Annotated in this window: 10 protein-coding genes; 5 read left to right on the top strand and 5 right to left on the bottom strand. The window is 72.3% G+C overall.

The features are described from left to right. The first annotated feature begins 248 nt into the window (after positions 1-248). Both ACZ5CZ_RS32610 and ACZ5CZ_RS32605 read left to right on the top strand, forming a co-directional pair. On the top strand, positions 249-419 hold the full coding sequence (locus ACZ5CZ_RS32610) for a hypothetical protein (protein WP_468947961.1): 171 nt from the start codon (positions 249-251) through the stop codon (positions 417-419). Between the two features lie 488 nt (positions 420-907). Continuing rightward, the gene (locus tag ACZ5CZ_RS32605) at positions 908-2,635 is read left to right on the top strand and encodes a hypothetical protein (RefSeq protein ID WP_468947959.1); all 1,728 of its coding nucleotides are present in this window, start codon (positions 908-910) and stop codon (positions 2,633-2,635) included. Between the two features lie 25 nt (positions 2,636-2,660). Here the strand turns inward: ACZ5CZ_RS32605 and ACZ5CZ_RS32600 are convergent, their stop codons facing one another. After that, a complete protein-coding gene (locus ACZ5CZ_RS32600) occupies positions 2,661-4,187 on the bottom strand; it encodes a hypothetical protein (RefSeq protein WP_468947958.1) in 1,527 nt (508 codons plus the stop codon). 294 nt (positions 4,188-4,481) lie between these two features. Between ACZ5CZ_RS32600 and ACZ5CZ_RS32595 the strand changes: the two genes are divergently transcribed. Both ACZ5CZ_RS32595 and infA read left to right on the top strand, forming a co-directional pair. Continuing rightward, positions 4,482-5,279, top strand: a complete 798-nt coding sequence (locus tag ACZ5CZ_RS32595; RefSeq protein ID WP_385840557.1) for a GNAT family N-acetyltransferase — start codon at positions 4,482-4,484, stop codon at positions 5,277-5,279. A gap of 76 nt (positions 5,280-5,355) precedes the next feature. Then, positions 5,356-5,580 (top strand): translation initiation factor IF-1, encoded by a 225-nt coding sequence (gene infA / locus ACZ5CZ_RS32590; RefSeq protein ID WP_385840556.1) that lies wholly within the window; start codon positions 5,356-5,358, stop codon positions 5,578-5,580. A gap of 76 nt (positions 5,581-5,656) precedes the next feature. Here infA and ACZ5CZ_RS32585 read toward each other — a convergent pair whose 3' ends face one another. After that, the gene (locus ACZ5CZ_RS32585) at positions 5,657-7,726 is read right to left on the bottom strand and encodes a putative Ig domain-containing protein (protein WP_468947956.1); all 2,070 of its coding nucleotides are present in this window, start codon (positions 7,724-7,726) and stop codon (positions 5,657-5,659) included. A gap of 388 nt (positions 7,727-8,114) precedes the next feature. Here ACZ5CZ_RS32585 and ACZ5CZ_RS32580 point away from each other — a divergent pair, with 388 nt between their 5' ends. Beyond that, positions 8,115-9,029 carry a hypothetical protein gene (locus tag ACZ5CZ_RS32580; RefSeq protein WP_468947954.1) on the top strand — a complete coding sequence of 305 codons (915 nt, stop codon included), beginning with the start codon at positions 8,115-8,117 and terminating at the stop codon, positions 9,027-9,029. 305 nt (positions 9,030-9,334) lie between these two features. Here the strand turns inward: ACZ5CZ_RS32580 and ACZ5CZ_RS32575 are convergent, their stop codons facing one another. Genes ACZ5CZ_RS32575 through ACZ5CZ_RS32565 form a run of 3 tightly spaced genes read right to left on the bottom strand, consistent with a single transcriptional unit; the run spans position 9,335 to position 12,683 of the window. Next, complete coding sequence (locus ACZ5CZ_RS32575; RefSeq protein ID WP_468947953.1) at positions 9,335-10,849, bottom strand: glycoside hydrolase family 3 protein; 1,515 nt, start codon at positions 10,847-10,849, stop codon at positions 9,335-9,337. An 8-nt stretch (positions 10,850-10,857) separates the two neighbouring features. Then, positions 10,858-11,688, bottom strand: coding sequence for a carbohydrate ABC transporter permease (locus ACZ5CZ_RS32570; RefSeq protein WP_450789435.1), 831 nt, complete (start codon positions 11,686-11,688; stop codon positions 10,858-10,860). After that, positions 11,685-12,683, bottom strand: a complete 999-nt coding sequence (locus ACZ5CZ_RS32565; RefSeq protein ID WP_468947950.1) for a carbohydrate ABC transporter permease — start codon at positions 12,681-12,683, stop codon at positions 11,685-11,687. The genes ACZ5CZ_RS32570 and ACZ5CZ_RS32565 overlap by 4 nt, the downstream gene beginning before the upstream one ends. Positions 12,684-12,722 lie beyond the last annotated feature (39 nt).

Raw genomic sequence — 12,722 nt, 5'->3', positions numbered from 1 at the left:
AACGTCCACAGTTCTTCCGGCGCCATCCGCTCGACAAGCGCAGCAGTCATCACCCCAGACTGCCGCAAGATCACGCCAACTGAAATGACGTCTTATGCGCAAGCGCGGCGTCCAGCTCCAACTCTGGGGCCCCCTGGCCCAGGGCCGCGACGACCTGTTCACCAACCAGGCCTTGAACGAGATCGGTATCGCACATGGCAGAGCGTGGCCCAGGTCGTTCTGCGCTGAATCACTTCCAGCGCGGCATCATGGTCATCTTCAAGTCCGTCCGACCCAGCACATGGCCGAGAAACATCGCCGTCTCCGACTTGCAGCTCACCGAGGACGAGATGAACCGCATCGCCACGCTGGACACCGACGCCGGCAGCATCCTCGACCACCGTGACCCGGAGTCCGGCAACGTCCGCTTCGACGCCTGATACCAAGCCGCCCAAGTAGGCACCGTCGCCGGGTCGCAGGTACTGCCCGGCGGCCTGGCTACGGGCGCTACCGGCGTCTGCTCGGGGGCCGCCCGCATCGCCGTTCGCTCAGGGCACCCCGTCGGCGCCTGATCACCAACCGACGCCGTATCCGCACATTCCGCACATACTGTATGGAGCCGAGAGAGTGGCCCCAGGCAGTGGGAGTTCCCTGGGATTTTTCTGGGGCTTCCTGCTGCATCAACGGGCACGAGCGTGAAACCACCGAAAGACCCTTTCCGCAGCTCGGCGACCCGGATCAGCCGACGCGGCAGGTCACAGCCCCGACCGGTCTCTTCCGCGACATCTGACCGCTACGGCGGCCACCGGGGCGGAGATCGCTGGAACCGGTGGCCGCGCGCGGCCGCGATGGACGCCCGGTCGTGTCCGCCTCCGCGGGGTGCTCGTTGACTCCCGGGGGGCGGGCACACACCGGGAGGAAGAGCGGGATGACGCAGGCCGCGGTGAGCGAGCTGGAGGAGCGGGTACCGGGACGTCGGTGGACGGTGCGGATGGACCCCGTGGGGCGGGGCAGTGCGACGGTGCGCGTCTCGTGCAGCCGTCCCGCGTGCGCCGAGCAGCGTCTGCCGTCCGCGGCGGCCGGCCGTGCGGCCGCCGCCGCCCACCTCAGGGCCCACCTTCGCGCCGCCCCCGCCCCCAGGGCCGGGGCGTACTGCGCGTGCAGGGCCGAGGGATGCCGCGCCCATCTGTCCGACGCCGGCCGGCATCCGCGTGCCGAACCCTGGCGGTGCGGCGGACCGGTCGTCCTGGCCGTGCTCACCGACAAGGAGGGACGCTGGTGGCAGGCCCTGGAGTGCTGCTCGCGGTGCGCGGCCGCCACCCCCGGAGCACGGACTGCGGCCGTCTCCGGGGCGCCCGGCCCGCGGACCGGTGACCGCCCGGCCGCCCCGACCACGAGTCCGGGCGCGGGTCCGACCACGGGTCCGAGCGCGGGGCCGGGGGCGGGTCCGGGCGCGGGTCCAACCACGGGTCCAGGCGCGGGTCCGGGCGCGGGTCCAACCACGGGTCCAGGCGCGGGTCCGGGCGCGGGTCCGGGCGCGGGTCCGGGCGCGGGTCCAACCACGGGTCCAGGCGCGGGTCCAACCACGGGTCCGGGCGCGGGCGTGCCGCAGTTCTCCGACCGTCAGGCCGTCGCCGGGGCGAGGGCTCCCGCTCCCCGCTCCGCACCCGCCCGGCGCCGCCCCGCGCAGGCGAAGATCTCCCAGCGGGTCATCCCGCACGACCTGCGGCCCGTCGCCCTGCGGGACGAACTCATCGAACTGGGCGGTCTCTTCCGCGCCTACCAGCAGCGCGCCGAACCCGACCTGGAGCTGCTCGCCGGCCTCCAGGAACGCAAGGCCCGCGCCTTCACCGCCTGGGCCGATGCCACCGGCGACGGCGCTCTGCGGTGGGAGGCCCAGCGTGCCGAGCGGGCCGCGGCCACCATCCGGCTCCAGCACCAGTACCGCACCGGCGGCATCGCCGGAGTCGACGGTCCGGCCGTGCCGCGGCTGCTGACCGTGCCGACGCAGTGGGAGCACGTGCGCTCCGTCCTCGCGTACGTGGCCGGCCACAGCCCGCTGCCCGGACCGGAGGCACGACTGCTGGTGCTGATGGTGACGTTGCGCACCGCGCACACCGGTACCGGCAACCTCGTCGGGCGGGATCTCACCGGGCTGGGCCTGACCGATCCGGAGGGCCTGGTCGAGCAGCTGACCGGCTGTGGCTGGCTCACTCTGCCGGGCACCGCCGGAGAGCTGGTCGCCTCCCGGCCGGAGGACCCCGTCCCGGTCACCGTCCCCTCCCTGGTCCCCCGGGCGGACGGCACGGGCCCGTTCACGTTCGGCAGGAAGATGCGGCCCAGACTCTCCGGATGGGCCCAGAAGGTCGTCTCGGACAAGAAGCTCCGCAAGGCCAAGGCCGGCGCCGGCACCCGGCTGCTCGCCCTGACGCTGGCCACCCGGACCGATGCCTCGGGACGCCTCGGTCCCGGCGGTGAGGGCATCCCCCACGGCGCTCTCGCCTCCTGGGTCCCGGTCGGCACCGGCGAGTTGCGGCACCTGGTCGACCAGCTGACCGCGGCGGACTGGCTCACCGACGCCGCCCTCACCGACACCCACCTCACCGGCCGGCTGACCGAACGCGTCCTCCCGCTCACCTGTCCCCTCCAGCCTTGAGGCACCCGTTGGGACGCACGGCCGATCAGCCGGGGCCCGGGAGGGGACTGCTGGTCTCCGGTACGTGTGCGGCGGGCGACACATAGATCCGCAGGCCTTCCCGCCGGAAGGACGTCCAGGCGCGGGCGTAGGAGGGCGGGGCGCTGCTGCCGTCGGTCAGGACCGCGACCGGTATCCGCCGGGCCGTCCGGGTGAGGGCGGCCGCCGTGGTGTTCGCGTTGTGACCGCTGATGTCGACGGAGGAACAGCCGGCGTAGAAGGCGATCGGGACGTTGTCGCCGCCGGTCACCAGGCACGGCGCCCGCACTCCCAGACGGTGCAGCGCCCGGGCCGTGCGCGCCCAGCCGCGGTGCCCGGCGGTGGCCCCGTCGACCGTGCGCTCCAGCACCACGAACTGCACCGCCAGATGCCCGGCGAGCCCGAGCGCCACCGCCGTCACGGCCACCGGACGCCAGGTGCGCGGCGCCGCGGTGACCAGGTGCGCCAGGGCGTCGGCGACCGGAATCGCCAACAGCGCGTAGGCCGGGAGCAGGAAGCGGGGAGCGGCGTAGCCGATCAGGAACAGGTACGGGAAGGCGGCCGTGGCGGCGCAGGCCAGCGGCGTCAGCGTGGCGGCCGTACGCCCGCCGCGGACCGCGACGACCAGCGCGAGCGCCGCGAGGACCGGGAGCGCGAACCACCAGGCGGACACCGCCGGATCCGGCAGCGCGCCGCCGCACGGACGGCACAGCGTACGGCCGGCCAGGCTCCGCAGCTGGTCGTCCACGGCGAGGTTCCAGCCGAGCCCGCCCTGGATGCGGGAACCGTCGGCCAGCCGCCGGGCGAGACCGCCGTACCCGGTGTACGCCTCGACGACCCATTCGGCCGCCCCGGCCACCAGTCCTCCCACGAGCGCGGCCGGCGGCTTCCAGTGCCGCCACCGCCGTACGACGACCGGCGCGGCGAGCAGTGGCAGGCAGGCCCAGACCGCGTCCGTCGGGCGCATCAGCGCCATCAGTGCCGCGCTCGCGGCCAGGCCCCACACAGGAGCGCGTCGCGCCCGGTCCTGCTGGGCACGGAGGAAGCAGCCGGTACCGGCGAGGGCGCCGATCGCCACCCAGAGGTTGGGCATGGCCTGGGGGCCGTAGTACAGCGTCACCCACAGCGACGCGAAGAGCGCGCCGCCGAGAGCGAGGACCCGGGCGGGGAACAGGCCGCGCCAGGCGCGCAGCGCGAGGAACAGTGCCAGTCCCGAGAGCACGGCCAGGTAGCTGCGCAGCAGCGTGGTGGACGACGACCAGGAGGCGACCGGTGCCACCAGCAGCGAGACGCCCCGGGCGCGCGGCGCGCTGAAGAACGCCGCGGGGACATGCGCGCTGACTTGGCTGACGTACACCGTCTCGTCCCAGCCCAGCCCCATGCCGGGCCGGACAAGGGCGAGTTGGGCGAGGGTGAAGGCCACCGCGACCGCGGCCGGCCAGCCGTCCCGGCGCCGGTCCCACCAGGTGTCCGCGAGGGGTTGCGGTCCGCTGCGGGCCGGGTGCCCACGCTCCGTGTTCACGGTTCTGGTCATGCATGACCTCCGCCCCTGCGGCCCGGAGGACAGGGGGTGAGCGCGAGGGATCGGAACAGGGTCAAGCTAACCCGCGCCTCCCCGGCCCGCAGCGCGAGGCGCCGGGCTCCGTTAAATGAGTTGGCCCGGCAGGACTTCGCTGCTAGCGTCTGAGCAGCCGTGAGAGAGAGCGAGGAGGTGAGACCCGTGAAGGCTGTTTTCGTGCGGGTGCTCCCCCTTGTCGTCACGGTGGGCGGTTGACATAGGTGTCGCCGGGAGCGCCCCTGACAAGGCACTCCTGTGAGAGGTACACCTGTGAACCCTGTGCGTTCCATTCCCGGCGCGGACAGCCATCCGGTCGTGGTCACGCGGGTCGCGGACACGCAGTGGCACGCCCTGGAGGACGACCGGACCGTCGGCCGCGGCCACGCCTCGCGCCGGCCCGACGGACGGCTCTTCATCAGTGTCGACGCGTGGCACGGCGCGGTCTTCGACCGTCTCGCCGACGCGATGTCGACGGACCTTCCGGCGCCCCTGTACACCGTCGTCGACGAGACCGACCACGACACCAGGTCCGCCTGGGAGCGGGCCGGTTTCGCCGTCGCCCGCCACGAGCGGGGCTGTGTCGTGCCCACCGACCCGCGGATCACCGGGCTCGGCTCGGTGCGGCCCCCGTCCGGGGTGACGGTCGTGCCCGCCGGCGAGGCGGAGGAAGGCCCGCTGCGCGCCCTGGACCGCCTGGTCCGCGACGAGGTCGAGGCGACCGTCGGCTGGCGGACGATGCCGGCCGAGGTGCTGCCCCGCCCGGCGGGGACCACCGTGCTCGACCCGTCGAAGTACGCCGTGGCGCGGCAGGGCGACGCGTACGTGGGGCTGCTCCGTATGGGGCCGCTGACCCGGCAGCCGCGGATCGGGCTGGTCGCCGTCCGGTCGGACAGCCGGCGCCGCGGCATCGCCCGGGCGCTGCTGGCCCATGCGCTGGATGCGCTGCACCGCTCCGGTACCGCCTCGGCATGGGCCGAGGTGGACGAGTCCAACGCGGCGGCCATCGCCCTGTTCAAGAGCATCGGTGCCCGGCGCGCGCCCGGCACCCTGGAGCTGGTCCTGCGCTGACGCTCCCAGCCGCACCGCACCGCACCACAGCACACCACACCGAGACCCCGTCGCCGTACGGGAGAAGTGAGAGACCATGACGAAGACATCAGGGGGCGTGGAAGTCGAGGGCACCGTCACCGAGTGCCTGCGCAACGCCACCTTCAGGGTGGAACTGGAGAACGGGCACACGGTGCTCGCCCACATCAGCGGGAAGATCCGGAAGAACTACATCAAGATCCTGCCGTACGACCGCGTGCTCGTGGAGCTCAGCCCCTACGACCTGAGCCGCGGCCGGATCCGGTACCGCTACCGGTCGTAGCGCGAGGCACGCGTGTCCCGCACACGGACGGATTCCGTGTGCGGGACCGGGTGTTCAGCCCGCGCCGGTCAGCCGGTCAGCTGGTCGTCAGGGAGGTGTCGTCCACGACGAAGCTGGTCTGGAGGGAGGAGTCCTCCACGCCGTTGAACTTCAGGGTGACCGTCTGGCCCGCCAGCGAGGACAGGTCGAAGGTCTTCTGCACATAGCCGGATGCGGCGTTGACGTTCGAGTACGTCGCCAGGGTGGTCGAACCGGCGGTCACGGTCAGCTTGTCGTACGCGGTGCTGCCCGTCTCGGCGGTGTCGATGTGCAGGTAGAAGCTCAGCGTGGCCTTGCAACCGGCCGGGATGGTCACCGACTGGGACAGCGTGTCGGTGTGCGAGGAGCCGTAGCCGTCCAGCCAGGCCTTGTAGGAGCCGCCGTGCGCCGCCTCACCGGTGTCGTTGGTGATGACCCCGCTCGTCGCGGTCCAGCCGGTGCTGCCCGACTCGAACCCGGGGTTGGCCAGCAACTGGGTGGAGGTGCAGCCGCCGCCCCCGCCGGAGCCGACGGTCCAGGTGAAGGAGGTCGAGCCGGTCGCGCCGGTGGAGTCCTTCGCGGTGACCGTGACCTGGTAGGTGCCCGCGGTGGACGCGGTGCCGGAGATCAGGCCGCTGGAGCTGTTGATGGACAGCCCGGTCGGCAGGCCGGTGGCGCTGTAGGTCAGGGCCGCGCCCGCGCTGTCGGTGGCCTTGATCTGGAGGCTGACCGAGCCGCCGGTCGTGGTGGACTGGCTGCCGGGGTTGGTGACCGTCACCGTGTTGCCGCCGGTGGAGCCGGAGGTGAAGGCGGCGGTGCCGTTCGGGGTGCCCCAGCCGGTCGGACCGTCATAGCCCGTGCCCGCGGTGCAGAAGTACGACGGGGAGCAGCTGCCGTTGTTGCCGCTGGTGACGTCGTACAGGTTGCCGGTGTGCTGGTAGGGGTACTTCGCCGGGTAGTCGGCCGAGCCCGGGGTGCCCGCCAGGGCGTAGACACCGGCGACGATCGGCGCGGAGGCGCTGGTGCCGCCGTAGACCGCCCAGCCGGAGCCGCCGTACGTGTCGTAGACCGCCACACCGGTGGCCGGGTCGGCGACCGCGGAGACGTCGGCCTCCATCCGCTTGGAGCAGCCGGTGTCGGTCTGCCAGCTCGGCTTCGGGTCGTAGGCGGAGCAGCCGGAGCCGGTGCCCTCGGTGGAGCTGGTCTTCCAGACGGACTCGCTCCAGCCACGCGAGTTGGACGAGGTGGTGAGGGCGGTGCCGCCGACAGCGGTCACATACTGCGAGGTCGCCGGGTACTCGGCGCCGTACGCGGAGTCACCGGAGGAGACGGTGATGGCCACGCCCGGGTGCTTGAAGTACTGGGTGTCCGACGTCGTCTGGGAGGCGTCCTCGGAGCCGCCCCAGCTGTTGGAGACGACCTTGGCGCCGAGCGCGACGGCCTCGTTCTCGGCGATGCCGAGGTCGGAGTCGGTCGCGGAGTTGGCCTCGACCAGGATGATGTTGCAGTTCGGGCAGGTGGCGCTGACCATGTCGATGTCCAGCGCTTCCTCGCCGGCCCAGCCGCTGTCGTTGGTCGGCAGCGAGGTGGTGGAACCGGTCTGGCTGACCTGCTTGAAGCAGCCGTTGGCCTTGGTGCAGGCGGACAGGCCGTAGGTGGAGCGGTAGGTGGCCAGGTCCGACTCGGCGTTCGGGTCGTTGTACGCGTCGACGATGGCGACCGTCATGCCCGAACCGCCCGTGGTGGGCAGGTTGTAGGCGCTGTGCAGGTTGGCCGGGGAGAGGCCGGAGGGCGCGGCGGCCGCGAGGGCGGCGGCGAGGCGCTGCTTGATGTCGGTGCGGCGCTGCGCGAAGCAGGACGCGTGACCCGGCTCGGCGGTGGCGCACAGGTGCTGGGTGGGCACCTTCTGGCCGGCCCTGCCGGTCGAGTGGTAGGTCTGCCGCTCGGGTGCGGTCAGCGCCTTGTTGTTCTGCGTGACCTTGGAGGTGTGCGGGTGGGCCGCGGTGGGCTGGGCGCCGGCGGTCGGCGCCGCGACGAGCCCGGCGACGGTGAGGGCGAGCGCGGGGAAGGAGACGGCGAGGAGCCTTCGCAGACTCCGTCTCCGCTTGCTCAGGCGTGACTCACGCATGGGGTGCTGCCTCCGGTTGACGTGGGGATTCGCACTGGATGGGCAGGCCCGTGACGCGCGTAGCGGCGGTGGAACCGCGCAGTCAAGAGCGTCGTACGCGACCCCGGATGGCGATGAACATGACATGGCGGGGCGCGAGAGGACCATAGTTCCGTGCCGCGCGAACCGGCAGTGGCGGAGGGATTTCTTTGCGGCTCCATAGGAGGGGGTTGGCTACTCCATTGGAGTGACTTCACCCTCCGCGGCACGGGTTGTGCGCGCAACTCGCCCTGTTTTCATGGCGCTTCATCGCCGTATGGCGCGAATTCGGTCTGCTGCGGCACTAAGATCTGCGCACTGAGTACAGGGGGGCAGTGTGATCACCGAGGTAGTCGACACCGTCAGGCTTGTGAGCACGAACCGGCAACGGCACAAGCGTCTGCTCGAGCTCGAGGAGGAACTCGACCGGCGGGCCGCCGAGCAGAACGCCGCCCTGCTGGAGGCGCGGCAGACGCTCCACGACGAGGCCCTCGTCCCGTTCCGGGCCCTCTATCGGCGTCTCCGGCACGCCGATCCGGCCGAACTCACCCCGGTCGAGAGCCCGGCCCTCGGCGACCCGGCGGGCAGCGCGTCTTCCCAGCCGCGCGGGTTCACCGTGCCACCCGCCGTCCGGGTGCTGGCAGGCACCGCGATGCTGGTCGTCGTCCCGGTGGTCGTCGGGCGCGCCGCCAAGGCAGGCCCCTATCACGCGGTGCAGGCATTCGGCTCCGCCTCCACCGGCAAGGCGATCAGGACACTGGGCGGGGCAGCGGCCCGCAACGCCACGGAAGCGTGGTTCGGCCTCGGATCCCTCGCCTCGGGGGGAGGTGGGAGGGAGGCCGGGAAAAGGATGCTGGCCGGAATCCAGACGATGTCGGCCGACCTCACGCGGGGAGCCATCGCGGCGTGGCAGGTCCATGCGTTCGAGGACAGCCAGCAGAAGAAGGCGCGAGACCTGGCGCGGCGCGAGGCGAGGACGCAGCAGCGGCAGGACGAGGCGCCCGCGCTGCTGGAGCGCAGCACGGACATGCAGCGCGTCCTGGAGGGACTCAGGTCCGAGCTGGTGAGTCGGCTGCCGTCCGTCACCGCGCTGGCGGAGGCGTGCGACGACTTCACCCGGTACGACTCCCGTGGGCGTGCGGAGGTGGCGGCGATGGTTGCCCTCGACGGCCTCGCCGTCCGGGTCATGACGTGCCCGGTCACCGACGCGGACGGACGGCTGACCGAGGACTCGGAGCGGGTCGTCGCCGAGGCCGAGGCCCTGCTCCGGGCGCAGCAGGCCTGAGCTGCGCGTCCGGACTGCCGTACGGCTTCAGGAGTCGACCCGGGCAGCGGCCTGCGGTTCCGGAAAGGGCCGCCGTGTCCGCGGCCAGGCCGATCAGCGCGGGGCCGACGACAAGGGACAGGCGGCGGGATCCGAGGCGCCGCATCCCCACCCTGACCAGCGGGAAGGCGGCCGCTGCTGCTGCACCGCAGGCCATCGGCAGCACGCCCGCCTGCCCCGCGCCCAGATCAGATCTCCCCCGGGGAAGGGGAATGCGGGGCCGCCCGCGCCGGTGTCGGCCGGTGCGCGGGCGGGTCGGTGTGCGGTCAGCCCGCCACGACGGCCTCCGCCGCCGCCACTCCGCAGACGCGGGCCGCGCCGTATGTCGCGATGTGCAGGGCGCCGCGGGGCGGGGCCTGGGGCAGGCCCATCTCGACCACAATGGTGTCGGGGCGGGCGGTGAGCAGGGTGTCGAGGGCGGCGCCCATCCAGGGGTGCCGGTGCTCGTCGCGGACCACGGCGACGATCCGGCGGCCGGCGGCCGCGGCGAGGGCGGCGCTGCCCGCGCCGTCGCCCGTGAAGGAGCCGGCGGTGGTGCCCGGCAGCAGCCGGCGCAGTTCGGCGGCCGGGCCCCATGGGGTCTCGTCGCCGACGGCGATGTTGGGCTCCGGGTCGAACCGGGCGACGTACACCGGTTCGGTCAGCGGCGCGGGGACGCCGGACCCGGCCCGGGTGACGGTCAGGGCGCGGCGGGCGGCGATGAGGCCGACCGCGGGGTCGGGGGCGGCCTCGGCGGCGGCGCCGCGCGCCCCGGCGGTCCACCGGGCCAGGTCGCGGACCCGGGCGGCGGCGTCGGCCAGCCGCTCCTCGGGGAGTTCGCCGGAGCGTACGGCGGCCACGAGCGCGTCGCGCAGCTTCAGCACGGTGCCCTCGTCGCAGAGTCCGCCGCCGACGCAGATGGCGTCGGCGCCGGCGGCGATGGCGAGGACGACGCCGTTCTCCAGCCCGTAGGTGCCGGAGATGGCGCGCATCTCCATGCCGTCGGTGACGATCAGGCCCTGGTAGCCGAGTTCACCGCGCAGCAGCTCGGTGAGGATGCGGGCGGAGAGGGTGCCGGGGCGGTCCGGGTCGAGGGCCGGGACGAGGATGTGCGCGCTCATGATCGCCCGGGTGCCGGCCGCGATGGCCGCGCGGAACGGGGGCAGTTCGCGGGCGAGGAGGGTGTCGGCGTCGGCGTCGATGCGGGGCACGGCGTGGTGGGAGTCGACGTTGGTGTCGCCGTGGCCGGGGAAGTGCTTGGTGCAGGCGGCGACGCCGGTGGACTGGAGGCCCTCGACCCAGGCGGCGGTGTGCCGGGCGGCCAGGTCCGGGGAGGCGCCGAAGGAGCGTACGCCGATGACGGGGTTGTCGGGGTTGGCGTTGACGTCGGCGGAGGGCGCCCAGTCGAAGTTGACGCCGCAGGCGGCGAGGCGGCGGCCGAGTTCGCGGGAGACGGCGCGGGTGAGGGCGGGGTCGTCGACGGCGCCGAGGGCGTGGTTGCCGGGGAAGGCGGAGCCGGTGCGGACGTCGAGGCGGGTGACGTCGCCGCTCTCCTCGTCGATGGCGACCAGCAGGTCGTCCCGTTCGGCGCGCAACTGGGCGGTGAGCGCGGTGACTTGGGCCTCGCTGTGGACGTTGCGGCCGAACAGGGCGACGGAGGCGAGGCCCTCGCCGATGCGGCGGCGCACCCAGTCGGGCGCGGTGGTGCCGTCGAACCCGGGCTGGAGCACCGCGAGGGCGTCCCGGGCGAGGGTGTCGCCCGCGGCGGAGCCGCTGCCGGACGCGGTGGCGAGTGTGGTCATCGGCGGTGTCATCCCTTCACGGCGCCGTCGGTCAGACCGCTGACAGCCTTGCGTTGCAGGAAGATGAAGAGGATCAGGATGGGCAGCGCGAACAGGGACGAGGCGGCCATGGTGGCGCCCCAGTCGTCGCCGAAGGCGGTCTGGAACTGGGACAGCCACAGTGGCAGGGTCTGCTTCTCGATGTCCTTGTTGAGGATCAGGACCAGCGGGAACTCGTTCCAGGCGGTGATGAAGCCGAACAGCGAGGTGGCCATCAGGCCGGGCGCGAGCAGCGGGAAGATCACCTTGGCGAAGGCCTGGACGCGGGTGCAGCCGTCGACCATCGCGGACTCCTCCAGCTCCTTGGGCACGGCGGCGACGTAGCCGCGGAGCGTCAGGATGGTCAGCGGGAGCACCATCATCGTGTAGAAGACGGTGAGCGGGATCAGGCTGTCCAGCATGTCGTCGTCGCGGACGATCATGTAGATGGCGATGATCATGACCTCCCAGGGGGCCATCTGCGCCAGCATGAAGGTCACGATGAGCCCGCGCCGCCCCCGGAACCGCATGCGGGCCAGGGCGAAGGCCGCGAACAGGGCGATGACGAGCGAGAACAGCACCGAACAGAGCGTCACGGTGACGGAGTTGGCGACCAGGGTCCAGAAGTGGTCGGCGTGCACGGCCTTCTTGAAGTGGCCGAGGGTGACGTCGGTCGGGAACCACACCGGGTTCTCGGCGATGATGTCGCCGGTCGGTTTGAAGGCCGTGGCGAACATCCAGTACACGGGGAACACGAAGCCGGCGAAGAGGACGACGGCGGTCGCGTTGGGCCAGATCCGGCCGAAGAGCGAGCGCTTCACAGCTCGTCCTCCTCTTGCTTGAGCACCATACGCAGGTAGTACGAGGTGAGGACGAGCAGCACCAGGATGGTCAGGAAGGAGATCGCCGCGCCGACCCCGAAGTGCTGGTTGCCGACGCCCTCGACATAGGCGTAGACCGGCAGGGTCTCGGTGAGGCGGTCCGGGCCGCCCTCGTTCATCGCGAAGAGCTGCGGGAACGCCTTGAAGATCCAGATGACCTCGAGGAAGGTCGTGGAGTACAGGAACGGCCTGAGGAAGGGCAGGGTCACGGACGTGAAGCTCTGCCAGGCGCCGGCGCCGTCGAGGGCGGCCGCCTCGTACAGCTCCTTGGGGATGGTGGTGGTCGCCGCGTACAGGTTGATCGCGACGAACGGGACCGAGCCCCAGACGAGGAGCAGGGTGATCACGGAGAAGGTGGAGAGCTGGGTGCCGAGCCAGTTGTAGTCGGCCATGGAGTGCCAGCCCAGCTGGTCCAGCACCCAGTTGACGACGCCGAAGCGCTGGGCGAACAGCCACTGGTAGACGGTGGTGGCCGCGATGACGGGCATCGCCCAGGCGAGGACCAGGCCCGCCATGAGGGTGAGGCGCATCCTCTTGCCGAGGCGGGTGAGGAGCAGCCCGATCAGGGTGCCGGCCAGCATGATCAGGGCGACGTTGACGGCGGTGAAGAGCACCGAGCGCTCGACGACCTTCCAGAAGTCCCCTCCGGTGAGGACCTCCGTGTAGTTGTCGACGCCGTTCCACTCGGTGAGGTGCTGGATGAGCTGCCGCGGGTTGAGGTTCTGGAACGACAGCATGCCGTTCTTGACCAGGGGCCAGCCGAGCAGCACCAGGGTGGCCAGCAGGGCGGGCAGCAGGAGGAGGTAGGGGGCGGTGGCACCGCGGCGGGACCGGGGCCCGGTCGCGCGGTCCGCACCCCTCGGCGGCCCGGGTATCCGGGGCTTGCGGACAGCGGGCTCCCCGGCCGTGTCCGTGCCTTGGGTCTGCACTGACATGAGTTGCCATCTCTTCCGTGGCCGTACGAACGACACATC

Source organism: Streptomyces sp. NPDC031418 (assembly GCF_055581605.1).
Note: the sequence above shows the minus strand (reverse complement) of the source record. Positions and strands in the feature narration are given on the sequence as shown.